Origin of the sequence: Achromobacter pulmonis (genome assembly GCF_021733725.1) — a bacterium.
Classification (GTDB): Bacteria; Pseudomonadota; Gammaproteobacteria; order Burkholderiales; family Burkholderiaceae_B; genus Achromobacter; species Achromobacter pulmonis.
In genome coordinates this window covers 989,304-1,012,371 of sequence record NZ_JAIFOT010000001.1, presented here as the reverse complement: position 1 = coordinate 1,012,371, position 23,068 = coordinate 989,304, and the positions used below count along the sequence as shown (strand labels likewise).

At 67.4% G+C, this 23,068-nt stretch carries 24 protein-coding genes and 1 tRNA gene; 14 read left to right on the top strand and 11 right to left on the bottom strand.

The features are described 5' to 3' along the window. Positions 1–9 precede the first annotated feature (9 nt). The 7 genes from K2W61_RS04615 (at position 10) to K2W61_RS04585 (ending at position 7,044) form a co-directional block, all read left to right on the top strand. Entirely contained in the window at positions 10–789 is a 780-nt protein-coding gene (locus K2W61_RS04615) for a class I SAM-dependent methyltransferase (protein ID WP_175134489.1), read from the top strand. A 53-nt stretch (positions 790–842) separates the two neighbouring features. Next, a complete protein-coding gene (gene rnhA / locus K2W61_RS04610; RefSeq protein ID WP_175134490.1) occupies positions 843–1,304 on the top strand; it encodes a ribonuclease HI in 462 nt (153 codons plus the stop codon). A 174-nt stretch (positions 1,305–1,478) separates the two neighbouring features. Further along, positions 1,479–2,564, top strand: coding sequence for an efflux RND transporter periplasmic adaptor subunit (locus K2W61_RS04605; RefSeq protein WP_175134491.1), 1,086 nt, complete (start codon positions 1,479–1,481; stop codon positions 2,562–2,564). 30 nt (positions 2,565–2,594) lie between these two features. After that, a complete protein-coding gene (locus tag K2W61_RS04600; RefSeq protein ID WP_175134492.1) occupies positions 2,595–5,711 on the top strand; it encodes an efflux RND transporter permease subunit in 3,117 nt (1,038 codons plus the stop codon). A gap of 4 nt (positions 5,712–5,715) precedes the next feature. After that, positions 5,716–6,438, top strand: a complete 723-nt coding sequence (dnaQ, locus tag K2W61_RS04595; protein WP_175134493.1) for a DNA polymerase III subunit epsilon — start codon at positions 5,716–5,718, stop codon at positions 6,436–6,438. A gap of 60 nt (positions 6,439–6,498) precedes the next feature. Then, positions 6,499–6,573: transfer RNA gene (locus K2W61_RS04590), tRNA-Val, on the top strand. 303 nt (positions 6,574–6,876) lie between these two features. Continuing rightward, positions 6,877–7,044, top strand: a complete 168-nt coding sequence (locus K2W61_RS04585; RefSeq protein ID WP_006388695.1) for a hypothetical protein — start codon at positions 6,877–6,879, stop codon at positions 7,042–7,044. A gap of 46 nt (positions 7,045–7,090) precedes the next feature. Here the strand turns inward: K2W61_RS04585 and K2W61_RS04580 are convergent, their stop codons facing one another. The 5 genes from K2W61_RS04580 to K2W61_RS04560 all read right to left on the bottom strand — a co-directional run bounded on the left by K2W61_RS04580 (position 7,091) and on the right by K2W61_RS04560 (position 11,227). Then, complete coding sequence (locus tag K2W61_RS04580) at positions 7,091–7,558, bottom strand: YaiI/YqxD family protein (RefSeq protein WP_175134494.1); 468 nt, start codon at positions 7,556–7,558, stop codon at positions 7,091–7,093. Then, complete coding sequence (locus K2W61_RS04575) at positions 7,558–7,821, bottom strand: hypothetical protein (protein WP_175134495.1); 264 nt, start codon at positions 7,819–7,821, stop codon at positions 7,558–7,560. The genes K2W61_RS04580 and K2W61_RS04575 overlap by 1 nt, the downstream gene beginning before the upstream one ends. A 42-nt stretch (positions 7,822–7,863) precedes the next feature. Beyond that, a complete protein-coding gene (locus tag K2W61_RS04570) occupies positions 7,864–9,366 on the bottom strand; it encodes a TAXI family TRAP transporter solute-binding subunit (RefSeq protein ID WP_175134496.1) in 1,503 nt (500 codons plus the stop codon). Further along, the gene (gene gltS, locus K2W61_RS04565) at positions 9,363–10,571 is read right to left on the bottom strand and encodes a sodium/glutamate symporter (RefSeq protein ID WP_175134497.1); all 1,209 of its coding nucleotides are present in this window, start codon (positions 10,569–10,571) and stop codon (positions 9,363–9,365) included. Before gltS ends, K2W61_RS04570 begins: the two co-directional genes overlap by 4 nt. Positions 10,572–10,723: 152 nt before the next feature. Next, positions 10,724–11,227, bottom strand: coding sequence for a GNAT family N-acetyltransferase (locus tag K2W61_RS04560; protein ID WP_175141619.1), 504 nt, complete (start codon positions 11,225–11,227; stop codon positions 10,724–10,726). Positions 11,228–11,491: 264 nt separating this feature from the next. On the opposite strand from K2W61_RS04560, the gene K2W61_RS04555 reads away from it, so the two are divergent. Together K2W61_RS04555 and K2W61_RS04550 are read left to right on the top strand one after the other, a co-directional pair. Continuing rightward, the gene (locus K2W61_RS04555; RefSeq protein ID WP_175141618.1) at positions 11,492–12,544 is read left to right on the top strand and encodes a glycosyltransferase family 2 protein; all 1,053 of its coding nucleotides are present in this window, start codon (positions 11,492–11,494) and stop codon (positions 12,542–12,544) included. Then, on the top strand, positions 12,544–14,133 hold the full coding sequence (locus K2W61_RS04550) for a glycosyltransferase family 39 protein (protein WP_236755115.1): 1,590 nt from the start codon (positions 12,544–12,546) through the stop codon (positions 14,131–14,133). Before K2W61_RS04555 ends, K2W61_RS04550 begins: the two co-directional genes overlap by 1 nt. Here K2W61_RS04550 and K2W61_RS04545 read toward each other — a convergent pair. After that, entirely contained in the window at positions 14,090–14,485 is a 396-nt protein-coding gene (locus K2W61_RS04545) for a GtrA family protein (RefSeq protein ID WP_236755114.1), read from the bottom strand. The genes K2W61_RS04550 and K2W61_RS04545 overlap by 44 nt on opposite strands. Positions 14,486–14,521: 36 nt before the next feature. Here K2W61_RS04545 and K2W61_RS04540 point away from each other — a divergent pair, with 36 nt between their 5' ends. Next, a complete protein-coding gene (locus K2W61_RS04540; RefSeq protein WP_236755113.1) occupies positions 14,522–15,400 on the top strand; it encodes a ChbG/HpnK family deacetylase in 879 nt (292 codons plus the stop codon). Here K2W61_RS04540 and K2W61_RS04535 read toward each other — a convergent pair. Beyond that, complete coding sequence (locus K2W61_RS04535) at positions 15,397–16,260, bottom strand: LysR family transcriptional regulator (protein ID WP_175134546.1); 864 nt, start codon at positions 16,258–16,260, stop codon at positions 15,397–15,399. The two genes, K2W61_RS04540 and K2W61_RS04535, sit on opposite strands and share 4 nt — an antisense overlap. 113 nt (positions 16,261–16,373) lie before the next feature. Between K2W61_RS04535 and K2W61_RS04530 the strand changes: the two genes are divergently transcribed. Beyond that, positions 16,374–16,838 carry a multidrug/biocide efflux PACE transporter gene (locus tag K2W61_RS04530; protein ID WP_175134502.1) on the top strand — a complete coding sequence of 155 codons (465 nt, stop codon included), beginning with the start codon at positions 16,374–16,376 and terminating at the stop codon, positions 16,836–16,838. Here the strand turns inward: K2W61_RS04530 and K2W61_RS04525 are convergent. Together K2W61_RS04525 and K2W61_RS04520 are read right to left on the bottom strand one after the other, a co-directional pair. Then, positions 16,817–17,704 carry an alpha/beta hydrolase gene (locus K2W61_RS04525; RefSeq protein WP_175134503.1) on the bottom strand — a complete coding sequence of 296 codons (888 nt, stop codon included), beginning with the start codon at positions 17,702–17,704 and terminating at the stop codon, positions 16,817–16,819. The two genes, K2W61_RS04530 and K2W61_RS04525, sit on opposite strands and share 22 nt — an antisense overlap. A gap of 71 nt (positions 17,705–17,775) precedes the next feature. Continuing rightward, on the bottom strand, positions 17,776–18,663 hold the full coding sequence (locus tag K2W61_RS04520; RefSeq protein ID WP_175141615.1) for a LysR family transcriptional regulator: 888 nt from the start codon (positions 18,661–18,663) through the stop codon (positions 17,776–17,778). Positions 18,664–18,755: 92 nt separating this feature from the next. Here K2W61_RS04520 and K2W61_RS04515 point away from each other — a divergent pair, with 92 nt between their 5' ends. Then, positions 18,756–19,160, top strand: a complete 405-nt coding sequence (locus tag K2W61_RS04515; protein ID WP_175134505.1) for a CidA/LrgA family protein — start codon at positions 18,756–18,758, stop codon at positions 19,158–19,160. Then, positions 19,150–19,842 carry an LrgB family protein gene (locus K2W61_RS04510; RefSeq protein WP_175134506.1) on the top strand — a complete coding sequence of 231 codons (693 nt, stop codon included), beginning with the start codon at positions 19,150–19,152 and terminating at the stop codon, positions 19,840–19,842. Before K2W61_RS04515 ends, K2W61_RS04510 begins: the two co-directional genes overlap by 11 nt. 52 nt (positions 19,843–19,894) lie before the next feature. Here the strand turns inward: K2W61_RS04510 and K2W61_RS04505 are convergent, their stop codons facing one another. Together K2W61_RS04505 and K2W61_RS04500 are read right to left on the bottom strand one after the other, a co-directional pair. Beyond that, the gene (locus tag K2W61_RS04505) at positions 19,895–20,536 is read right to left on the bottom strand and encodes a LysE family translocator (RefSeq protein WP_175134507.1); all 642 of its coding nucleotides are present in this window, start codon (positions 20,534–20,536) and stop codon (positions 19,895–19,897) included. Then, the gene (locus tag K2W61_RS04500; protein WP_175134508.1) at positions 20,533–21,459 is read right to left on the bottom strand and encodes a DMT family transporter; all 927 of its coding nucleotides are present in this window, start codon (positions 21,457–21,459) and stop codon (positions 20,533–20,535) included. The genes K2W61_RS04505 and K2W61_RS04500 overlap by 4 nt, the downstream gene beginning before the upstream one ends. Positions 21,460–21,595: 136 nt before the next feature. Between K2W61_RS04500 and K2W61_RS04495 the strand changes: the two genes are divergently transcribed. Further along, on the top strand, positions 21,596–23,035 hold the full coding sequence (locus tag K2W61_RS04495) for an aminotransferase-like domain-containing protein (protein WP_236755112.1): 1,440 nt from the start codon (positions 21,596–21,598) through the stop codon (positions 23,033–23,035). The last annotated feature ends 33 nt before the right edge of the window (positions 23,036–23,068 follow it).

Sequence of the window (23,068 nt, the reverse complement as noted above, 5' to 3'; positions counted from 1 at the left end):
GAAATGGACGTGGCAGAAGAGACTCCGCCGATTGTAGAACTGGCCGAATGGTTCCAGACGCCGCCAGGGCAATATGCCCTGGCCTGGGAGCGCGCGCAGTTCGACGCAGCGGTGGCCGATGTCTTCGGATATTACGCCTGGCAGGTCGGGCTGGCCGACCTGAACCTGCTGCGCGCCAACCGCATGCCCTTCAAGGGCTACGTCGGCACCGAGACTCCCACGCCCGAGAACATCGCCGGCTGGCAGTCGCGGGTGGTGCTGGCCCAGCCCGAGGCGCTGCCGTTCGAATCGCAAAGCGTCGATCTGCTGATCCTGCCGCATGCCTTCGAGTGCACCGACGAGCCGCACAACGTGCTGCGCGAGGTCGAGCGGGTGCTGGTGCCGGAAGGGCGGGTGGTGATCTCCGGCTTCAACCCCTGGAGCATGTGGGGCGCGCGCACGCGCATGCCGGGCATGGAGCCCTGGCTGCCGCAACCGCCTGCGTCGCAGGTGTCGCTGCCGCGCCTGAAAGACTGGTTCAAGCTGCTGTCGCTGGAGGTCGAACAAAGCCATTTCGGCTGCTACGCGCCGGCCTGCCGCAGCGAGAAATGGCTGCAGCGCTGGGGCTTCCTGGAGTCGGCGGGCGCCCGCTGGTGGAGCGTGGGCGGCGCGGTCTACCTGGTGTCGGCCGTCAAGCGCGTGGCCGGCATGCGTATCATCGGCCCGGCCTGGAAGACCAAGCCCAAGCGCGCCCGCGCGGCCTCCGTGGTGGTCAACCGCCAGGCGGGCGACGGCTTGGACCGTTCCTGAGCGCCGCGGCCGCCCTCCCCATCGTGAAAGAACAAGGACATACAAGCAGCACCATGCAGGACAACAACGCGAACGAGCAAAAAGTGGAAATGTGGACCGACGGCGCCTGCAAGGGCAATCCCGGTCCGGGCGGCTGGGGGGTGCTGATGCGCGCCGGCGCGCACGAAAAGACCATGCACGGCGGCGAGGCCCAGACCACCAACAACCGCATGGAACTGCTGGCCGTGATCGAGGGCCTGCGCGCGCTCAAGCGCCCCTGCCTCGTCACCATCCACACCGACTCCCAGTACGTCATGAAGGGCATGACCGAATGGCTGGCCAACTGGAAGCGGCGCGGCTGGATGACTGCCGACAAGAAACCGGTCAAGAATGCCGAGCTGTGGCAGGCGCTGGATGACCAGGTGCGCCGCCATACCGTGTCGTGGCGCTGGGTGCGCGGCCATGCCGGCGATCCCGGCAACGAACGCGCCGACCAATTGGCCAATCAGGGCGTGGAGTCCGTGCGGCGCGGTTGACGCGCCGCCCCGCATCGGGAAATACCCTGGGTCGGCCAGTTTCGTGCTTTCAGCCCGCTTCAGGAATGTTCCAGGTTGTAAATCCGGTGCTAAAGTGCCAAGCCTTGTTCCTGTTCCAGCGGCGCCGTTCCAGCGGGGGATGCCTGGCGCGCGCCGCGATACCGCCACAATCGCATGAAAAAAACAGCATTGCTGGCCGCCATCGCGGCCGGAGTGGCCGCGGGGGCCGCTCTGGGCGTATACGTGCCGCGCTGGCTGGCGCCCGCGCCGGCCGCCGTTGGCAGCGCCGTGTCCGCCAGACCTGCGGCCAAACCCGTCGCGGTGCGGGTCGAGGTGGCCGCGGTCACGGAAATCCCGTTTGCCCGCGGCCTGTCGGCGGTGGGCAGCCTGCGCTCGAATGAAGCGGTGATGCTGCGGCCGGAGGTCGCGGGCCGGATTCAGTCGATCGAATTCGAGGAAGGCCAGCCGGTCAAGCGCGGCCAGGTGCTGGTCCGCCTGGACGATTCCGTGCCGCGCGCCGAACTGGCGCAGGCCCGCGCCAATCTGACGCTGGCGCAGAGCCATTACCGCCGCGCCGTCGAGTTGCAGGGCAAGGGCTTCGTCAGCCAGCAGGCGCGCGACGAGTCGGCCAGCAATCTCAAAGTGCAGGAAGCCGCGGTGGCCCTGGCCCAGGCGCGGCTCGACAAAATGACTATCACCGCGCCGTTCGCCGGGTTCGCCGGTCTGCGCAGCGTGTCGGTGGGCGACTACGTGAACCAGGGCCAGGACTTGGCGCCGCTCGAGGCGATCGACCCGCTCAAGGTGGATTTCCGGGTGCCCGAAATGTATCTGAACAAGGTCGGCGTGGGCCAGCAGCTGACGCTGCGCATGGATGCGCTGCCCGGCCAGGAGCGCCCCGGCCTGGTGTACGCGGTCAGCCCGCTGGTCGATGCCGGCGGCCGCTCCATCCTGTTGCGCGCCACCGTGGCGAATCAGGATTCGCTGCTGCGCCCAGGCATGTTTGCCCGCGTGCAGCTGCTGTTCAACCAGGACAAGGCGCTGGTCGCGCCCGAGGCGGCGCTGGCGCCGTCCGGCGAAACGCAGTACGTCTACCGGGTCAGGGACGGCGTGGCCGAGCGGCGCGAGGTCACGATCGGCGAGCGCCGCGAGGGCAAGGTCGAGATCCTGACCGGGGTCGCCGTCGGCGATCAACTGGTGGTGTCCGGGTTGCAGCGCGTCACCGACGGCGGCCCGGTACAGATCGTCAAGACCGGCGCCTGACGCCATCCTTCCAGCGAACGGCGGCCTCTCATGCGTATCTCGGAAACCTGTATCAAGCGGCCGGTGTTCGCATCGGTGCTGTCGCTGGTCATCGTGTTGATCGGCCTGATCTCGTATTCGCGGCTGACGGTGCGCGAGTATCCCAAGATCGACGAGCCCATCGTCTCGGTCGATACCACCTACAAGGGCGCCTCGCCCGAAGTGATCGAGTCGCAGGTGACCAAGCCGCTGGAGGACCAGTTGGCCGGTATCGAGGGGGTGGACGTGATGACTTCGCGCAGCCGCTCCGAGCGCAGCCTGATCAACATCAGGTTCAACCTGTCGCGCAATCCCGACGCGGCCGCCGCCGAAGTGCGCGACAAGGTCTCGCGCGCGCGCCGCTTCCTGCCCGACGAGATCGACGAACCCATCATCGGCAAGGTCGAGGCCGATTCGCAGCCCATCATCTACATCGCGGTCGAGTCCGGTACATATTCGGCGATCCAGACCTCCGACTACATCAACCGCTACATCAAGACCCGCCTGTCGGTGCTGCCCGGGGCGGCCGAGGTGCGGGTATTCGGCGAGCGCCTGCCGTCGATGCGCATTTATGTCGACCGCGACAAGCTCGCGGCCTACGGCCTGACGGTGCAGGACGTGGAATCCGCGTTGCGCAGCCAGAACGTGGAAATTCCGGCCGGCCGCATTGAGTCGCGGGCGCGCGAGTTCTCGGTGGTGTCGTCCACCGACCTGCAGACGCCGGCGCAGTTCGAGAACGTCATCGTCGCCAACGTGAAGGGCTATCCGGTGCGCCTGCGCGACGTCTCCAAGGTCGAGATCGGCGCGGCCAACGACCGCATCCTGTCGCGCTTCAATGGCAAGCCGGCCATCAATATCGGCGTGACGCGCCAGTCCACCGCCAATCCGCTGGAACTGTCGAAGGCCGCGCGCGAAGAGGTGGCGCGGCTGAACGAGAACCTGCCGGCCGGCATGAAGCTGAATATCGCTTATGACTCGTCGGTGTTCATCGAGCGTTCCATCGACTCGGTGTTCCATACCATCGGCGAGGCCATCGTCCTGGTGGTGCTGGTGATCTTCTTCTTCCTGCGCAACCTGCGCGCCAGCATCATTCCGATTGTCACCATCCCGGTATCGCTGGTGGGCGCCTGCGCCCTGATGTACCTGTTCGGCTTTTCCATCAACACGCTGACGCTGCTGGCGATGGTGCTGGCCATTGGCCTGGTGGTGGATGACGCCATCGTGGTGCTGGAGAACATCTTCCGCCATATCGAGGCGGGCATGCCGCGCAGGGAGGCGGCATTGCGCGGCTCGCGCGAGATCGGCTTCGCCGTGGTGGCCATGACCATGACCCTGGTCACGGTGTACGCGCCGCTGGCGTTCGCCACCGGCCGCACCGGACGCCTGTTCATTGAGTTCGCGCTGGCATTGGCCGGCGCGGTGCTGGTGTCCGGCTTCGTGGCGTTGACGCTCACGCCCATGATGTGTTCGGTGCTGCTGCGCCACCAGAGCAGCCACAGCCGCTGGTACAACCTGATCGAAGGCTGGCTCGATGCGATGAGCAACGGCTACCGCCGCGCCCTGGGGCTGGCGTTGCGCCACCGCTGGGTGGTGGTGGCGGTCGGCCTCGCGGTTGCGGCCGGCAGCGGCGTGCTGTTCAAGGTGGTGAAGAGCGAACTGGCGCCGGTCGAGGACCGCGGCGTGGTGTTCGGCTTAGTCAGCTCGCCCGAGGGCGCCACGCTCAACTACACCCTGGACAGCATGCTCGGCATCGAACAGTTCTATGCCGCCATCCCCGAGGCCAGCGGCAGCCAGGTGACGGTGGGCTTTCCCACGGTCACCGACGGCACCGCGATCCTGCGCCTGAAGCCCTGGGAACAGCGCGAGCGCCGGCAACAGGCCATCACGCGGGAGTTGCAGCCGTTGTTCGCGTCGCTGCCCGGCGTGCGCGCCTTCCCGACCAATCCGCCGTCGCTGGGCCAGTCGGCGCGCTCCAAGCCGATCGAATTCATCATCATGAGCCAGGCCTCGTACGAGGAGCTGGCGCGCCTGACCGCGGTGTTCCTGGCGGAATTGCGCAAGTATCCGGGCCTGCTCAACCTGGACACCGATCTGCGCCTGAACACGCCCGAGCTGCGGGTGCGGGTCGACCGCGACAAGATGGCCGACGTCGGCGCCAACGTCGATACCGTCGGCCGTACGCTCGAATCGATGCTGGGCGGGCGCCAGGTCACGCGCTACAAGGACCAGGGCGAACAGTACGACGTGATCGTGCAGGTCACGCCGCGCGACCGTGCCAATCCCACCGACATCTCCGGCATCTACGTGCGGGCGCGCGACGGCAGCATGGTGCAGCTGGACAATCTGCTGGGCGTGCACGAGGGCGTTTCGCCACAGTCGCTCAATCACTTCAACCGACTGCGCGCGGTCAAGATCGACGCCGCCGTGGCGCCGGGCTACGCGCTGGGCGAGGTGCTGACGCACATGCACCAAGTGGCGCGCGATGTGCTGCCCAACACCGTGGTGACCGACCTGGACGGCCAGTCGCGCGAATTCCGCGATTCTTCCGGCAGCATCTACCTGGTGTTCGCCATGGCGCTGGCCTTCATTTACCTGGTGCTGGCGGCCCAGTTCGAAAGCTGGCGCAATCCCTTCATCATCATGCTGTCGGTGCCGCTGTCCATGACCGGCGCGTTGCTGGCGCTGTGGCTGACGGGGGGCACGCTGTCGATCTACAGCCAGATCGGCCTAATCACCCTGGTGGGCCTGATCACCAAGCACGGCATCCTGATCGTCGAGTTCACCAACCAGTTGCGCGACGAGGGCAAGGCGCTGTTCGAGGCCGTGACCGAGGCCAGCGTGTTGCGCCTGCGGCCGATCCTGATGACCACGGGCGCCATGGTGCTCGGCACCGTGCCGCTGGCGTTGTCCTCGGGCGCGGGCGCCGAATCGCGCCAGCAAATCGGCTGGGTCCTGGTGGGCGGGCTGATGCTGGGTACACTATTGACCTTGTTCGTCGTGCCGGTGGCCTACACCCTGATCGCCACCGCACGCAGGAAACCCGGCCCGGCCGGCAGCGCAGCGCATCCTTCGGCCGAGCCGCCGGATGACCCGGCGCCGCCGGCGTCCGCGGCCCACGCGTCGGAATAGCTTTATGCGCCAGATCATCTTTGACACTGAAACCACCGGGCTGGATCCGGCCCAGGGACACCGCATCGTCGAAATCGGTTGCGTCGAACTGGTCAACCGGATGGCCACCGGCAACAACCTGCATATCTACCTGAATCCGGACCGCGACAGCGACCCCGAGGCGCTGGCGGTGCACGGCCTGACCACCGAGTTCCTGTCCGACAAGCCGCGTTTCGGCGATATCGCCGATGAGTTCGTCCAGTTCATCCAGGGCGCCGAACTGATCGCGCACAACGCGTCCTTCGACGTGAAGTTCTTCAACGCCGAGCTGGCCAAGACCGGCCGCGGCCAGATCACCGAGTACTGCGAGACCATCACGGACTCGTTGCTGCATGCCCGCTCCCTGTTCCCCGGCAAGCGCAACTCGCTGGACGCCCTGTGCGACCGCTTCGGCATTTCGAACGCGCACCGCACGCTGCACGGCGCATTGCTCGACTCGCAGCTGCTGGCGGAAGTCTGGCTGGCCATGACCCGCGGCCAGGACGCGCTGCTGATCGATGTCGACGACAACGACTCCGGCGCCGGCAACGGCGTGGTGCTGGCGAAATTCGATGCCTCCGGCCTGCCGGTGGTGAAGGCCAGCGACGCCGAACTGGCCGAGCACGAAACCTACCTGGCGGCGCTGGACAAGTCGGTCGGCGGCGAGTGTGTCTGGCGCAAACTGGACGCGCCGGTGGCGGCCGCTTGAAGTTTTTTCGAGGCGACTTGCGCACTTGCAAAAAAGCGTGCTAATATTTCGCCTCTTTCGGGGTGGTTAGCTCAGTGGTAGAGCACTGCCTTCACACGGCAGGGGTCACTGGTTCGAACCCAGTACTACCCACCAAAGACCCTCGAAACGCATCGCCAGGCTGTACCGTGGCAATCGCGATTCGAGACGGGTCGAAGGCAAGCCTCATGGCAAGCCCGACGCCACAGCAATGAAGCCAACCCTAGCGGTTGGCTTTTTTGTTTTTGCGCGTCTTGGGGAGGTTCTCTCTGTCGCAAGCGAGGTTGCGCTTGATCTGTCGCAAGCGTGATTGCCGGGTTTGCGTCCCATCGTGTCGCGGGTTGTCTATGATGTGCAGGCAGGGCGGCCCCGCATGCCTTGGCCGGAACAAAGACGCGTCGCTTACCGGGAGACCCCACTATGCACCCCAGCACCAACACCATGTTGATCATCATCGTCACGGGCGTGGCGCTCATGCTGCTCGGGTTTGGCCTGCGCGACCGCAACATCGGCATGGGGCTCATGGGCATTGGCCTCATCACGGCCATCGGCACCATCATCTACAAGGCGTACATCACCTTCTATTGAGGCCGACGCCGCGTCCACCCGCGGCGGCTCGGGGCCTCGGCGCGTGTCAGGCGCCGGGCGGGGCCAGCCGCGCCGCTCGCGCCAGCAGGGTGTCGAGCTGATTGGCGAACGCCTTGCGGTCGGCCTGGCTGAACGACGATGGCCCGCCCGTGTCTACGCCACTGGCCCGCAATTCCTCCATCATGTCGCGCAGCGCCAGCCGTTCGCGGATGGTTTCCGGCGTATAGCGTTCACCGCGCGGGTTCAGCGCCAGTGCGCCTTTCTCCAGCACTTGCGCGGCCAATGGAATGTCGCCGGTGATCACCAGATCGCCCGCCACCGCGCGCTCGGTGATGTGCGCGTCGGCCACATCGAAGCCGCGCGGCACCTGCACCGCGCGTATCAGTGGCGACGGCGGTGTGCGCAGTGCCTGGTTGGCCACCAGGGTCAGGGGCAACTGCCAGCGCTGGGCGGCGCGGAACAGGATGTCCTTGATGACTCCGGGGCAGGCATCGGCGTCGACCCAGATGTGCATCAGCCCAGGGCCTTCTGCAACGCCTCTGCGACGATGTCGTTGGTGCTCAGGCCGCGTTCGGCGGCCGCGGCCCGCAACTGATCCGCCTGCGCCTGCGACAGCTTCAGCGGAAAGGGCACCAGGCCGGCGGCCTGGTCGAGCTTGCGCTGTTCGCGCCGGTCGGGCATTTGCGAGGCCGTGCCGAAACGGTCGGGCGTGGCGGCTTGCTTGAGCTGGCCGGCCAGCTTCAGCGCCTGGTTCTTTTGCAGATCGAATTTATTCATGAGGATTCCTGAGAGGGAGCGCCATCATAAGCGCAAGCGCCGTCAGCGGGGTTTGGCGTTCTCGAGCGCGGCCAGGCCTTCCTCGGCGCCATCGTGCAGCGGCACCGTCAGGCCGCGCCGGGCGTTGGCGACATTGACCTGGGCGCCCTGGGCCGAGCCTGCGGCCAGCAGGTCCTGCCCGGTCTGGTAGACCGCGCGCACCACTTGCAGGGCCTCGTCGCGGGTCAGGTCCGAAGTGGTCAGCAGCAGGGCCGCGGTGCCGATCGTGGCGACCGGCTCGGGCTGGTTCGGGTAGGTGCCGGCCGGGATGGCCAGCGACATCAGCGCGTCGTTCTGCGCGGCCAGGGCCTTGATCGCGGCCGGATCGAGCGGCAGCAGTTTCAGGTGCGCTTGTGTCAGCGCATCGCGCAAGGGCGTGGCGGGGATGCCGATCACCTGCGCGGCGGCGTCGATCGCGCCGGCATTGAGCGCCGGAAGCGAGGCGGCGAACGGGGTCGCAACGGCCTCGTAGTCGCGTCCGGCCTGCAGGCCGTGCGCCGCCAGCACCGCCTGCAGCGTGGTGCGTACCGCCGACCCTTCGGCGCCGAGCGCGATCTTCTTGCCTTTCAGGTCGCGCACCGCGCGCAAGTGGGTGTCGTCGCGCACCACAATGTGCACCATTTCGGGATACAGGCTGCCCAGCGCGCGCAGGCTGGCGAATGGCCCTTGGTCGGCGAACGGGCCGCGGCCTTCGTAGGCCAGCTTGGCGGTATCGGCCTGGGCCAGCCCGACCACCGCGTCGCCGCTGCGTAGCAACGCGATGTTCTCGGCGCCGCCCGTGGTGATCAGCGGCGTGACGCGGATCTGGCGGGCCTGGCCGACCGCGGCCAGGGCGCGCGCGAACGTGACGTATTCGCCGCGATCCGGGCCGCCCGCCAGCGGGTAGCCCTGCTGCATACGCGCCAGGCGGCCGTTGATGCGGGCGACCGAGCGCTCCAGTTCCTGCTGCACCACGTGCTGGGCCGTGCTGGACGCGCTGTAGGCGACCGAATGGGTGATCTGGTCGAGCGTGTCGAGCAGCCGCTGCGTGACGGGCGGGGGCGCGCCGGTGTCGAGCGACGGCGCTTCGGCCGCCTTGAAGCCGGCCGGCGTCACCAGCGTCCAGGTATCGCCGTCCTTGCGGTAGATGGCGCTGGCGTGCGCGACAATCAGGTCGCCGGCGTGGTTGCCGCTGGATGTCACGCCGCTGATGCTGCGCGGGCCTGCGCCCAGCAGGGTCACCAGTGCCGCCGCGCCGGGCTGATCCCAGGCGCCCAGGGAGATGTCGCGGGTGACTTCCAGCCGCAGGTCGTAATAGACCACGCGGCGGGTTTCGCCGGCGGGGGCATTGCTGTCGGTGGCGGAGCCCATCCGCTTGAGTTCGTCGATGCGGAACAGGCCCGCGCCATAGGTGGCCGCCAGGCCGCGCTCGACATCCGCGCGCAGCATGTCGCTGTCGGGCGCGCGGCTGCACGCGGCAAGCAGGAGGCACAAGGCCAGCAGCAGGATACGCTTGAGCATGTTCATATCCCCCCCACGAATGGCAAGGAGATCAACGAGGTCAGCACGATCACGTTGAGGATATCCACCAGGAACGCGCCCGTCACCGGCACCACGATGAAAGACTGCGGCGCCGGGCCATGGCGCCGCGTCAGCGCCTGCATATTGGCGATGGCGGTCGCGGTGGCGCCCAGCGAAAAACCGCAGAACGCGGCCGACATGATCGCGGCCTCGTAGTCGCGCTTGAGCAGGCGGAACACCACCAAGGCCGAATACAGCGCGCAGAACAGCATCTGCACCGCCAGGATCAGCGCCAGCGGTCCGGCCAGCCGCGCCACGCTGCTCAGGTCCAGGGCCATCATGGTCATGGCCAGGAACAAGGACAGCGCGATGGTGCCGATGATCTCGGTGGCGCGGTCGTCCAGCTTCAAGCCGAGGCGCTCGCCGCCGTTGCGGATCAGCACGCCGGTCGCCAGGCACCAGAGAAAGTTGGGCAGGCTCACCGGTGCGCCTTCCACCAGCGTGGCCAGATAGCCGCCCGCCACCAGGCAGATGAAAGCCGCCGTCATGGAGGTGATGAACGAGGCGGCGCTCGAGGGCGGCTGAGCCTCGCTCAGGTCCGGCACCGCGTGGCCCGCCGCGGCCTGGCGATCCAGGCTGCCCGCCAGCTTGTGACGCCGCATCAGCCATTCCGCGACCGGGCCGCCGACCACGCCGCCCAGCACCAGGCCCATGGTTGCCGCGGTCATTGCCAGGGCCATCACATCCTGGATGTTGTTGACGTCGGCGAAGCGGCTGGCATAGGCCGCGCCCGTGCCGTGGCCGCCGACCAGGGTGATGGTGCCGCCCAGCAGCCCCATCAGCGGGTGCATGTCCAGCAACCAGGCCATTCCCAGCCCGACCAGGTTCTGCAGCACCAGGAAGGGGACCAGCGCCAGCAGGAAGGCGATCAGGCGCGGGCCGCCCTTGGCCAGCAGCTTCAGGTTCGCCGTCAGGCCGATGCAGCCGAAGAACAGCAGCAACAGGGTCGGCTTGATGCTGGTCTCGAGCGAGATGGCGTGGCCGCCCCAGGTCGAGAGCGCATAGGCGCCGATCGCGAACAGCAGGCCGCCGACAATGGGGTCCGGGATGCTGTAGCGGCCCAGCACCCCGATACGGGAGGTCAGGACGCGACCGATGGCCAGGACCAGGCAGCAGGCCAGCAGGGATTGGACGGGCGAGAGTGAAATCATGGAAACCTTCGCGCCCCGGCGGGACGCAGCGAAGTCAGGCTGTCGGGATTGTTGCCACCCTGTTTTTCCGGGATTGCGTTCCCATCTTAACGGGGTGCCGCCCATGCGGCACGCGTGGCAACGGCGGGAGGAGGGCGCGCCTCCTTCCTGGCTCAGAGTGGAAAGGCGCGCGTCATATAGGTGGCCTGTGGCCCGTAGCCTTCGAGCTTGGCAGTCAGGCTGCGGCTGTCATCGGCGACCGGCGTGTAACCGTGGCGGCTCCAGTAGCCCACGGCCGTGCCCAGCGACACCAGGCTGGCGCGGCACAGCCCCGCCTGCGCCGCGTGTCCGGCCGCCATCCGCAGCAGGGCCTGTCCTACGCCCAGTCCCTGTGCGGCCGGGGCCACGGCGCAGTCATGCAGGAACCAATGGTCGGCCGCCTCGGGCAGGGCGGTCAGCGGCGCATCCAGGGTGGGCGGCAGGCCCGCGTCCCAGGGATACGACACCAGATAACCCAACAGGCCATGCGCGGCGGAGCCGTGGGCAGCTTGCGCCACCCAGCAATGCGCCGGCGCCAGCGCCAGCCGGTTCAGGAAGAAGCCGGCGCTTTCCAGCAGGAAATCCGGATAGGCGCGGGCCTGGATGTCCAGGATGCCGTCCACGTCACCGCTCAGCATGGGGCGGACTCGATATTGCATAACCATCAGTGAAAACAAGAACTTTGCGCATTTTACCGATGCCTGGAGGACGCCGCTTTACGCACTTAAAAAATAGGGACGTATAAAAATACGGTCTGCGCGCCGCCTTGCCGCGGGGGCGCCACCGTCCCCGGAATCGGTGTGCTTGCCCTTGGTCCGATAGGCTTGGCATTTGATGAAAATTCAACGTCGGCTTACGCATACTGCGCGGCATAGACTCCCGCATTCCCATTGCCGAGCATCATGCATATCCAATTCCGGTCCGAGCCCCTGGGGCAACAAGTGCTGGCCAAACCGCTGCCCGTGGACGCGGTCTGGCGCACCGCCGCCGCCAACGTGCCCTACGACGCCTGCGTCACCTGCGTCATTCCCTGCCTCAACGAATGCGAGAACCTGCGCGTGCTGCTGCCGCTGCTGCGCAGCCGCTTGGCGGCCCTGTGCACCGGCTGGGAGATCATCGTCGCCGATGACGGAAGCACCGACGGCACCGAGGCGCTGATGGCCGAATGGTCGCAATATGACGGGTTCCGCTACGTGCAGCTGTCGCGCAATTTCGGCAAGGAAGCCGCGCTCAGCGCCGGCCTGGAAAGCGCGACCGGCGATGTCGTCATCTGTTTGGACGCCGACATGCAACATCCGCCCGCGCTGATCGAGCAGATGCTGGCGCGCTGGGCCGCCGGAGCCGAAATGGTCTATGCGGTGCGCGAAGGCCGCAACGATGAATCCTGGATCAAGCGTACCGGCGCCCGCTGGTTCTACAAATTGCTCAGCGGCGCCAGGGGCGTGGATGTGCCGGCCCACGCCGGCGATTTCCGCCTGATGAGCCGCAACGTGGTCGATGCGCTGAACGCGCTGCCCGAACGCACCCGCTTCATGAAAGGCCTGTATGCCTGGGTCGGCTTCAAGGGCGAAGCGCTGCCCTACACGCCCGACGAGCGCATGCATGGCGACAGCCGCTTCGGCGGCATGCGCCTGGCGCGGCTGGCGCTGGACGGCCTGACCGCATTCACCACCTGGCCGCTGCGCCTGGTCAGTCTGGTCGGCGTGCTGTTCGCGGTGGTGGCGATGGCCTATGCCACCTTCCTGGTGGTCGACTATCTGGTGTCGGGCAATCCCGTGTCAGGCTGGACCACGATCGTCACCGCCGTCCTGTTCTTCGCCGGCGTCAACCTGATCTCGCTGGGCGTGGTGGGCGAATACGTCGCCCGCATCTTCGACGAGGTCAAGGGACGGCCGCTATTCGTGGTGCGTCGCCGCCAAGGGCAGGCCGCCCGTAACGGCAAGGTACCGCACTGATGGCCGCCGTCAAGCAAGACCCGGCGCGTTCCAACTGGATCCCGCCGGCGGGCGGATTGCTGCTCGCCATCGGCTTCTGGCTGGCCTTTCTGGCCTGGGTGCGGCCCCTGACGCTGCCCGACGAGGGCCGCTACGCCGGTGTCGCCTGGGACATGCTGCGCAGCGGCTCGCACATGGTGCCGTTGCTCGACGGCATGCCTTACTTCCACAAGCCGCCGCTCTATTACTGGCTCACCGAATTGTCGTTCAGCGTGTTCGGCGTGCATCCGTGGGCCGCGCGCCTGCCGTCGTTGCTGGTTGCCTGGGCCGCGCTGGCCGCGCTGTATGGCTTCGTGCGGCGCTATCGGGATGCCGCCACCGCCACGCTGACCGCGCTGGTGCTGGCCACCATGCCTTTTTTCTACGGCGGCGCGCAGTTCGCCAACCTGGACATGCTGGTGGCCGGCATGATCACGCTGTGCGTGCTGGCCGCGGCCGATGCGGTGTTGCGCCTGGAGCGCGGCCAGGCCTACCGCTGGATGTCGTTGGCCGCCGCGGCGCTGGCCGGCCTGGCGGTGCTGGCCAAGGGGCTCATCGGCCTGGTGCTGCCCGGCGCCATCCTGTTCATCTGGCTGGTATGGGGCCGTCGCTGGCGTGCCCTGGCCGCGCTGCTGTGGCCGCCGGCGCTGCTGGTGTTCGCGGCCGTGGCCGTGCCGTGGTTCGTGCTCATGCAGATCCGTTACCCCGGCTTCTACGACTACTTCTTCGTCTACCAGCATTTCCAGCGCTTCGCCGCCAGCGGTTTCAACAACGCCCAGCCGTTCTGGTTCTACCTGCCCGTGGTGGTGGGCCTGAGCCTGCCCTGGTCGCTGTGGGGCGGGGGGCTGCTGCGCAAGGCCTTCTGGGGCGACGGTCCGCAGCGCGACCTGCGGCGCCTGGCGCTGATCTGGTGCGTGGTGGTGGTGGGCTTTTTCTCGCTGCCGCATTCCAAGCTGATCGGTTATGTGGTGCCGGCGCTGCCGCCCCTGGCGTTCCTGCTGGCTGAAGTGATCGCCGCCGCCGGGCGCCAGAAGTCCGACGCGCTGTTTTCGCGCCTGGTGCGGATTTGCGCTGGCGTGGGCGCTGGCATCTGCGTGGTGGCCATTGGCATCGCCGCCCACAGCGCCCGGGGCAGCGCGGGACCGCTGGCCGCCGTGATCCGGCCGCTGGCCCAGCCAGGCGATACCTATGTCTCGCTGCACACCTACCCGTTCGACCTGGCGTTGTATGCCCAGGCGCCCAAGCCGAGCTGGGTGGTGGACGACTGGCTCAATCCGGAAGTGCCGGTGCGCGACAACTGGCGCAAGGAGCTCTATGACGCGGCCAAGTTCGAGCCCGCGGTCGGCAAGCAGGTCCTGGTCAGCTCGGATGAATTCCATGCCCGCCTGTGCGCGGCGCCCGACGGCGCCCGCTACTGGGTCTGGGGCACCCGGTCGGATTCGGGCAATTACCGCGCGCTGGCCGGCCTGGAGCCGGTGGCGACCAGTGTGAAATACGTGATGTGGCTGGTGGTGTCGGATGCCGCCTTCAAGCAGCGGACTTGTGGCGGAACGCCCAAAGCCGGCTCGTGATGAAGGTGGCGAACGCCAGCACGATCAGGATGAGGGCCAGCAGGATGTCATAGCGAACCGCCGTTACCCGCAGCAACCAGGCGTACGCGGATTCATTGATGATGAAGCCTGCGGCTGAAATGAAGAAGAAACGGCGGGCTGCTATGGTCCAGGGTGTTTTCGAATGTCTGAACGTGAGCCGGTAGTGTCCGCTGAAGGAAACGACGAACGCCACCAGCCAGCCGACCAGGTTGGCCAGCAACGGGGCGGCGCCGAAGGCTTCCACGCAGGTGACGGCGACGCCCCAGTGTGTGGCGGCCGCTGCGCATCCGACGGCGATGAACAGGATGACTTGCTGGACCAGGGCGCGCATGTGGGGCGTGTCGACGAAGAAATGCGGGGAGAGGATTTGACCAAACGCATAGTGGTTTGCGGTGATGATTTTGGCATGAATGGCGACATTGATGAAGGCATGATCACGCTCGCCGCGATGGGCCGTTTGAGCGCGGTCAGTTGCCTGTCGCTGGGCCCGACCTTTCTGGCCAATGCCCCTCGGCTGGCGGCGCAGGACGCCGACCTCGGCCTGCATGTGAACTTCACCGAACCCCTTGGCGGCGGCGCCGATGCCGACCTGCCTTCGCTGCCGCGCCTGATCCTGCGCGCCTATGCCCGGCGCCTGCCGGTGGACTGGATCGACCGGCACCTGGCGCGCCAGTTCGACGCTTTCGAAGCCGCTTTCGGCCGCGCGCCCGATTATGTCGATGGCCACCAGCATGTGCATCAGTTGCCGGTGATCCGTGAGCGCCTGTTGGCCTTGCTCAAGCAACGCTACGGGGGCCGCATGCCCTGGTTGCGCCATACCGCGCCCGGCATGCTTTGCGGCATTCCGTTGAAGGAATCGATCAAGGCCCGCGTCATCGGGGCGCTGGGCGCGGCCGCGCTGGCCCGCAGCGCCCGTCGCGAAGGCCTGCGCACCAATCGCCGCCTGCTGGGCGTCTATGACTTCGAGGGTGGCAAGCGGCGCTATGCCGATCTGTTGCAGAACTGGCTGTTCAATGCCCGCGATTGCGATCTGCTGATGTGCCATCCGGCCAAGGATAGTCACGGCGACAGCGCCATGGCGCGCCAGCGCCGCGCCGAATACGAGGTGCTGGCCTGCCCCAAGCTGGGCGATTGGCTGGCGGCCAACGGCGTGCGTATCGCGCGCCTGCCGCTGGACGCGCGCGCGGCGCCCACCAGCGGCCGATGCGCCGCGCGCGGCGGCGCCCTCCTCGGCGGACCTCGCTAGGCCTGGGTCAGGTTCTGCAGCAGCCAGGCGCCGGCCGGTCCCAACGGCCGGCGGGTCGACCAGACCGCGTCCACCCGGATCTGGCGCGGCCAGCCCGGCACCGTCAGTTCCACCAGTTGGCCGCCACCGAAGCGTTGCAGCATCCAGCGTGGCAGCTCGGTCCAGCCGAACCCCAGGGTGGCCATTTCCAGCAGCATCAGGTAGCCCGGCGCCGACCAGGTCGAATGCGATGGGGCGTTCTCCCGGTCATCCAGTTCGTAGGTGCTCAGGCGCAGTTCGCGTGCGCGCGTCAGATGGTCCTCGGTCACCGCCGGCAATGCCGCCAGCGGATGGCCACGGCCCACGCACAACACGATTTCCGACGCCTCGCGCAGTGTCGCGCGGGCCATGTCGGGCGGATAGCTGTCCTGCGCCGCCATCAGCCCCAGGTGGGCGCGGCCTTGCTGCACCAGCGCCACCACATCCTCGTATTCCGCGATCAGGCACTCGAAGCGCAGCGTCGGATAGCGCTGGTCGATCTGGCCGAGCATGGTCTCGAAGGTCTCCGACTGAAATGTGTCCGACAGCACGACGGTCAGGCGCGGTTCCAGGCCGGCCGAGAGTTGGCTGGCGCTGCGGTTCAGGCGGTCATTGGCCGCCAATACCTGTAAGGCCTGGTGCAGCAGCACCTGGCCGGCCTCGGTCAGGGTGGGCTGGCGCTGGCTGCGGTCGAACAAGGTCACGTTCAGGTCGACCTCGAGGTTGGCGATGGTCTCGCTGACGGTGGACTGGCTCTTGCCCAGCTTGCGGGCCGCGGCCGAAAACGTGCCTTCGGCGGCCACCTGGGCAAAGGTGGCCAGGGATTCCAGGGAATGGCGCATCATGGGCTGCCTGCGGTTGGTATCGGAATTTCCGATGGATTCTATCTTTATCGTACCGGAAATATCGTCGAAAATCGCCGTGTTCCCGAAGCAACCGACCTTAGAGGTGGGTCATGACGCAAGCCAAGAAAACCATCAAAGAGCGCTTTTTCCACGCTTTTCTGTTCGAAATCCTCGCCATCGGCCTGTGCGCGCCGGTCGCGGCCTGGGCCATGGGCAAATCGCTGTTCGAAATGGGCGTGCTGACCGCGGTGATCGCCTGGATCGCGCTGGTCTGGAACATGATCTACAACGCCGCCTTCGATCGCCTCGAAAATCGCCTGGGCATCACCCGCAACCTGCGGGTGCGCGTGATCCATGCCTTCGGCTTCGAACTGGGGCTGATCCTCATCGTGATTCCGCTGGCCGCCTGGTGGCTCGACATCAGCCTGTGGCAGGCCTTCGTGCTGGATATCGCGCTGGTGCTGTTCTACCTGCCGTACGCCTTTTTCTACAACCTGGGTTACGACCGCGCCCGGCCGCGTGTCATGGCGTGGCTGGCGCGTCGCGCCGACGCTCAGCCGGTCTTGCGCGGATAGGCACGGCTGGCGTCGCGCATGAACGCCTGCACGGCGTCATCGTATTGCTGGCCGCTGCGGAACGCGCCCGAATGGGAAGCGCCCTCGATCTTGACCAGCCGCTTGAGTTCAGGCGGCACGCCGCGCGCGGCGGCATACAGCGCATCGCTCATGGTATGCGGCACCACGCGGTCGGCCGTGCCGTGCAGGAACAGCATTGGTGTATGCAGTTGCGCCAGCGTCTGCACCGAGTCGAACGGTTGCGTGACCAGCAGGCTGGCGCCCGGTACGCGACCCCACTTCATGGTCGCCAGCATGTCGCTGATGCTGGTGAAGCTGGACTCGACGATCAGCCCGGCGAAATCCGGCTGTTCCGGGCGCGCCGCCAGTTTGATGGCGATGGCGCCGCCCAGGCTGTGGCCATAGATGAAGCGGCGCGACGGGTCGGGCTGCAACTGCGCCAGTTCCTTCAGCCCGGCCGTGGCGTCCTCCAGGGCGCTGGCCTCCGAGGGCAGGCGCGGCGTCGATGCGCCAAAGCCGCGGTAGTCGATCGCCAGCACGGAATACCCCTTGCGGGTCCAGCCATCGATCCGGAAAGCGCTGCCATTGAGGTTCCAGCGCGCGCCGTGCAGATACAGCACCGTGGGCGCGCCGGCCTTGGGGCTTTGCCAGTACCAGGCCCGGACCTGCTCGCCATTGGCCAATGCCAGATCGTAGACCCGCGTGCCTTTGGCCGGCTCGCGCCACCAGGTCTGCGGCTCGGATTGCGGCGAGAAAATCCTCTGGCGTTGCCAGGAATCCAGTTGCGAGCAGCCGACCACGCTGGCGGCGGCGAGGACGGCGGCGCCGAACAGACGGCGGACGGTGGGGCGGGGCAGGGCAGGCATGAGGGATCGGACCCACGCCGACGGGCGTGGTTGCGCCGCCAGCATACAACGCCAACTGTTGGCCGATCGCTTCAAGCGGTGTCCGGATGCATCTCGCGCGCCAATGCCAGCCAGGCCTGCGCCGCGGGCGACAGGTAGCCGCCACGGCGCCAGACCAGGCCCATCTCCCAGTCGGTGCGGGCATCGCGCAGCGGCACCAGCGCCACGCCGGCGTGGCGTTCTTCCTCGGCCTTGACGCGGGGCAGGAAGGCCACGCCCAGGCCGGCGCTGACCAGCGCCACGATGAAGTCGATCTGGCCGCTGCGGGCGGCGATGGCCGGGGCGAAGCCGGCTCGTTGGCAGGCGTCCTGGATGATGCGGTTCAGGGCAAAGCCGGTCTCGAACAGGATGAAGGGCGAGGCGCGCAATTGTTCCAGGCCGACGCTGGCGGCGCGGGCGTGGGCATGGTCGGCGGGCAGCAGGGCCAGCAGCGGTTCACGCGCCACCGGCTGCCAGTCGAAGTTGTCCGAGTCCGGCCGCAGCGACGCGGCCAGTTCGATATCGCCGGCCATGACCATTTCTTCCAGCCGATGGCCGCCATGTTCCAGCAGGCTGATCTCGATATGGGGGTAGCGGCCGCGAAAGCGCGCGAACATGGGCGCGAACAGGGTGCTGCTGCCCAGGGGCGGCAAGCCCAGCCGCAGCACGCCCCGCCTGAGCCCGCGCAACTCGTCCAGCTCGGCATACAGGTCGTCGCGCTCGGCCAGCATTTTCAGCGCGCGCCGGTAGACGATTTCACCCGCCTCGGTCAGCTGCGGCGGCTGGGCCTGGCGGTCGAGCAGCGGCATGCCGATCTCGTCTTCCAGTTGGCGCACGGCCTTGCTGACAGTGGGCTGGGTGGCGAAAACGACTTTCGCTGCCTGGGAAAAGCCGCCCTGGCGGACGACTTCCACCAGCGCGCGCAGGGGACGCAGCTCCATAGTTATGCCTTTTTCGAATAGGTAGATTCAACAAATTCATTTTATCTATGGGCTGGTCCGGCGTAAAACGGTGGGGTTCGCTGGAAATTCCCATGTCTCGCCGTCGCTATCGCACCATCCTGCGCAGCCTGCTGCGCCGCAGCCGCGCGCTGCAAATTGCTGTTCTCATCCTGTTTTCGCTGCTTGGCCAGGCGCTGGCCCATGCCGCCGGCCTGCCGATCCCGGGCGGCGTCATTGGCATGGCGCTGGTGCTGGCATTGCTGGCATCGGGCCGGTTGCGGCTGCGCAATATGCGCCGCGGCGCCAGCTGGCTGCTGGGCGAGATGCTGCTGTTCTTCGTGCCGGCGGTGATGTCGCTGCTGGATCACCGCGAATTCCTGGGCGTGCTGGGGGTCAAGCTGCTGGCCGTGATCCTGCTGGGCACGGCCCTGGTCATGATCGGCACCGCGCTGACGATCGACCTGTGCTACCGCTGGATGAACCGCCATGCGGGCTGACTTCAATCTGCTGTTCTGGCCGCTGGCCACGGTGCTGGCCTATGTGTGCGCGCGCCTGTTCTATCGCCGTTATGCCTATTGGTGGACGTCGACCCTGGTGGTCGCGCCGGCCCTGCTGCTGTTGCTGGCCTTGCTGTTGCATACCGGCTATCGCGACTACATGTCCGGCTCGCATTGGCTGATGATGATGTTGGGCCCGGTCATCGTCGCCTTTGCCCTGCCGCTGTACGAGCAGCGCGCGCTGATCCGGCGCTATTGGCCGGTGCTGGTGGCGGGCGTGGCGGTCGGCAGCGCCATTGCCGGCGCCAGCGCCTGGCTGCTGGGCGGCCTGCTGGACCTGCCGCCCGATCTGCGCTTGAGTCTGTTGCCGCGCTCGGTGGCCACGCCGTTTGCGGTCGCGGTGTCGTCGCACGTCGGTGGCGTGCCCGACCTGACGGCCGTGTTCGTCATCGTCACGGGCGTATTCGGCGCCGCCATCGGCCAGTTCATGCGCCGCTGGCTGCCGCTGCGCTCGGCCCTGGCGCGCGGTGCCTTGTTCGGCATGGGCGCGCATGGCGCCGGCACGGCCAAGGCGCGCGAACTGGCGGTCGAAGAGGGCGCGGTGGCGGGGCTGGTGATGGTGATGGCGGGCCTGTTCAACGTGCTCGTCACGCCCGCCGTGGTGGTAGCGCTGCTGGCCTGAGGGGGGGCGGCGCGCGCCGTTCAGGCCGGCGGCCGCGCGTGGGCCGGCTTGCCTAATGCAACGCTTCCTGCGCCACGGGATACAGCGAGGCGACCAGCAGCAACGCCATGGTGACGTTGAAGGCGCGGATCGTCTTGGGCTTGTGCAGCACCCGCCGCAGCGCCGTGCCGAAGGTGACCCAGATGCCGATGCTCGGCAGATTGACGATGCCGCAAACCACGGTGGCGATGACCAGGTTGGCGAAAAAACCCGTCTGCGGCGTGTAGGTGGCGATGATGCCCACCGCCATGACCCAGGCCTTGGGGTTGACCCACTGGAACGCCGCCGCCTGCAGGAAGGTCATGGGCTTGCCACGCGCCTCGCCTTCTTGCATGCCGCCCGAGTTGGCGATCTTCCAGGCCAGGTACAGCAGGTAGGCAGCGCCCGCGTACTTCAGCACGGTGTAGAGCACCGGTATCTGCTGGAACGCCGAACCGAGTCCGATGCCCACCAGGAAAATCATCAGGGTGAAGCCCAGGTTCACGCCCAGCAGGTGCGGTACGCTGCGGCGCAAGCCGAAATTCAGGCCGGAGGCGGCCAGCATGACATTGTTCGGCCCGGGCGTGATCGAGCTGACCAGGGCGAATAGCGCCAGGGGGCCCAGCAACGACAGGGAGGCGAGCGGCACATCGGCCAGATTGGGGAACTGCATCATTTCTTGACTCCAACGATCGCGCGGCGGCCGCCGGCGATGACCACGATGACGGCAACGGCGAACAGAAACGTGGTCAGGTCTACCGATTCACCGAAAAACAGGGCTGCAGCCACGACCGTCAGGAACGGCTGCAGCAATTGGATCTGCCCGACGCGCGCGATACCGCCGGCGGCCAGACCGCGATACCAGGCGAAAAAGCCCAGGAACATCGAGCCGAACGCCAAGTAGGCGCAGGCCCAGAGGACGCCGGCGGCGGGCCAGCCCGCCTGGTTCGAGGCCATCCAGCCGACCGGCACGGCGAGCACTGGCGCGCTGATCGCCAGCGCCCAGCAGATGGTGCGCCAGCCGCCCAGCGTGCGCGAGGCGCGCGCGCCTTCCGCATAACCCATACCGCCCAGCAGCACGGCCAGCAACAGCCAGAAATCGCCCATCGCCAAGGTTCCGTGGCCCTCGCGCAGTGCAAATGCGCACACCAGCGCGGCGCCGACCAGGGCCCAGCCCCAGAACGCCGGCGAGGGCCGCTCGCCACTGCGCCAGGCAGCGAAGACGGCCGTGGACAGCGGCAGCAAGCCATTGAACACCGCGCCATGCGACGACGCCACCGTCTGCATCGCCAGGGTCGAGGCCAGCGGCCAGCCGACCACGATGCCGAGCGCGGCCAGGATGACGCCCGGCCACTCGCGGCGGTCGGGCCGCCGGCTGCGCGTCAGCCACAATAAGACCAGCGCCGGCACGGCCGCCAGCAAAGCCCGCCCCAGGCCCACCAGCAGCGGCGGCAGTTCGGCCACCGCGACCCGGGTCATGGGCAGGGTCAACGAGAACACCAACACGCCCAGCAGGCCATAGCCATAGCCTTCCCAGGGCGGGACGGAGGCGCCGGCTGGCGCGGCCTGGGGCGATGGGTACAGCGCGGAACGGGGCATCGTGGGCATCCGGAAATCGGGGGCGGCCCGCAGGGCTTGCAGGTCGGCGCCATTGCTGTCACTCTACGCATAGTCATCGGTACAGTACCGGTACACTTTTGCATGTCACTTTAACCACTGGCCTGGTGAAATCCCCATGACAGTTGCTTCCCCTTCCATGCCCTGGCAGCCGGTGCGCCAGGCCGACGCCACGCTGGTGGCGCAATTGGCCGACGGGCTGGCCCGTCGCATCGACGAACAGGGCCTGCGCCCCGGCACTCGCCTGCCGTCCATCCGGAAGATGGCGGAGCAATCCGGTGTCAGCCGTTTCACCGTGGTGGAGGCCTACGACCGGCTGGTGGCGCGCGGTCTGGTGCAGTCGCGGCGTGGCGCCGGATTCTTCGTGCGGGCCCGCAGCGGTCCGCTGGCGCCGGTCGCCAGCGCCGGGACGCCCGCCTCCCAGACCTTCGTCCCGCCGGCCCGCGTCGATATCGCCTGGCTGTTGCGCAGCATGTTCCGCGAGGGAGGCGGCCCCGGCATGCCGGGAGGCGCCGGGCTGTTGCCGGCCGACTGGCTCGATCCGGAAATGGTGGCGGGCGCGGTGCGCGCGGTCGGCCGTTCGGTGCGCGGCCACCTGGTGTCCTATGGCCACCCGCAGGGGTTTCTGCCGCTGCGCCAGCAGATCGCTGCCTCGCTGCAGAGCGATGGCGTGCCCGCCCATCCCGAACACAACCTGCTCACCACCAATGGCGTCACCCACGGGCTCGACTTGATCGCCCGCCTGCTGGTGCAGCCGGGCGATACCGTGCTGGTCGAGGATCCGGCCTGGTTCGTCATCTTTGGCCGCCTGGCGGCCTTTGGCGCGCGCCTGATCGGTGTGCCGCGGGGTCCCGATGGCCCCGATATCGCGCTGCTCGAGCAGCTGGCGGCGCAGCACAAGCCCAAGCTGTTCATCATCAACAGCGCGGTGCACAACCCCACCGGCCACACCTTGTCGGCTGGCGCCGCCTACGACATCCTGCGCATCGCCGAACGCCATGACTTCCTGGTGGTCGAAGACGACACCTATGGCGAGTTGCATCCCGGCGGCGCCATGAAACTGGCGGTGCTGGACCGGCTCAATCGCGTCATCCTGGTCAGCGGCTACTCCAAGATGCTGGCGGCCAGCCTGCGCGTGGGCTACCTGGCCGCCAACCCCGACATCCTGCAGAAACTCGCCGACCTGAAAATGCTGGCAGGCCTGACCTCGCCCGAACTGGGCGAACGCGTGGTGCACCGGGTGCTGATGGAGGGCCAGTATCGTCGCCATATCGAGCGCGTACGCCAGCGGGTGGACGAGGCCCGCCAGCGCTGCCTGAAAGGGCTGCTCAAGCTGGGCCTGACGATCGAGCATGAGCCGCAGGCCGGCATGTTCGTGTGGGCCGATTGCGGCCGCGACAGCGAAGTGCTGGCCCGGGCCGCGGCCGATCGCGGCATGTTGCTGGCGCCCGGCACCTTGTTTTCGCCGTCGCAGGAGCCATCGACCATGCTGCGTTTCTCGGTATCCATGGCCGACGATCGCGGCGTGTGGAATGTGCTGGAAAAGCTCTTCGCCTGAAGCCGCTCCTACAATAATATGCAGTTCTCTTCA

Coding starts and splice junctions, on each gene's coding strand:
- K2W61_RS04545 (WP_236755114.1), bottom strand. CDS start 14,485: ATGCGCGCCCTGGTCCAGCAAGTCATCCTGTTCATCGCCGTCGGATGC.
- K2W61_RS04535 (WP_175134546.1), bottom strand. CDS start 16,260: ATGCGCCATTCCCTGGAATCCCTGGCCACCTTTGCCCAGGTGGCCGCC.
- K2W61_RS04575 (WP_175134495.1), bottom strand. CDS start 7,821: ATGAATAAATTCGATCTGCAAAAGAACCAGGCGCTGAAGCTGGCCGGC.
- gltS (WP_175134497.1), bottom strand. CDS start 10,571: ATGATTTCACTCTCGCCCGTCCAATCCCTGCTGGCCTGCTGCCTGGTC.
- K2W61_RS04560 (WP_175141619.1), bottom strand. CDS start 11,227: ATGCTGAGCGGTGACGTGGACGGCATCCTGGACATCCAGGCCCGCGCC.
- K2W61_RS04525 (WP_175134503.1), bottom strand. CDS start 17,704: ATGCCTGCCCTGCCCCGCCCCACCGTCCGCCGTCTGTTCGGCGCCGCC.
- rnhA (WP_175134490.1), top strand. CDS start 843: ATGCAGGACAACAACGCGAACGAGCAAAAAGTGGAAATGTGGACCGAC.
- K2W61_RS04500 (WP_175134508.1), bottom strand. CDS start 21,459: ATGCCCCGTTCCGCGCTGTACCCATCGCCCCAGGCCGCGCCAGCCGGC.
- dnaQ (WP_175134493.1), top strand. CDS start 5,716: ATGCGCCAGATCATCTTTGACACTGAAACCACCGGGCTGGATCCGGCC.
- K2W61_RS04505 (WP_175134507.1), bottom strand. CDS start 20,536: ATGATGCAGTTCCCCAATCTGGCCGATGTGCCGCTCGCCTCCCTGTCG.
- K2W61_RS04495 (WP_236755112.1), top strand. CDS start 21,596: ATGACAGTTGCTTCCCCTTCCATGCCCTGGCAGCCGGTGCGCCAGGCC.
- K2W61_RS04530 (WP_175134502.1), top strand. CDS start 16,374: ATGACGCAAGCCAAGAAAACCATCAAAGAGCGCTTTTTCCACGCTTTT.
- K2W61_RS04550 (WP_236755115.1), top strand. CDS start 12,544: ATGGCCGCCGTCAAGCAAGACCCGGCGCGTTCCAACTGGATCCCGCCG.
- K2W61_RS04510 (WP_175134506.1), top strand. CDS start 19,150: ATGCGGGCTGACTTCAATCTGCTGTTCTGGCCGCTGGCCACGGTGCTG.
- K2W61_RS04555 (WP_175141618.1), top strand. CDS start 11,492: ATGCATATCCAATTCCGGTCCGAGCCCCTGGGGCAACAAGTGCTGGCC.
- K2W61_RS04520 (WP_175141615.1), bottom strand. CDS start 18,663: ATGGAGCTGCGTCCCCTGCGCGCGCTGGTGGAAGTCGTCCGCCAGGGC.
- K2W61_RS04605 (WP_175134491.1), top strand. CDS start 1,479: ATGAAAAAAACAGCATTGCTGGCCGCCATCGCGGCCGGAGTGGCCGCG.
- K2W61_RS04570 (WP_175134496.1), bottom strand. CDS start 9,366: ATGAACATGCTCAAGCGTATCCTGCTGCTGGCCTTGTGCCTCCTGCTT.
- K2W61_RS04585 (WP_006388695.1), top strand. CDS start 6,877: ATGCACCCCAGCACCAACACCATGTTGATCATCATCGTCACGGGCGTG.
- K2W61_RS04600 (WP_175134492.1), top strand. CDS start 2,595: ATGCGTATCTCGGAAACCTGTATCAAGCGGCCGGTGTTCGCATCGGTG.
- K2W61_RS04515 (WP_175134505.1), top strand. CDS start 18,756: ATGTCTCGCCGTCGCTATCGCACCATCCTGCGCAGCCTGCTGCGCCGC.
- K2W61_RS04580 (WP_175134494.1), bottom strand. CDS start 7,558: ATGCACATCTGGGTCGACGCCGATGCCTGCCCCGGAGTCATCAAGGAC.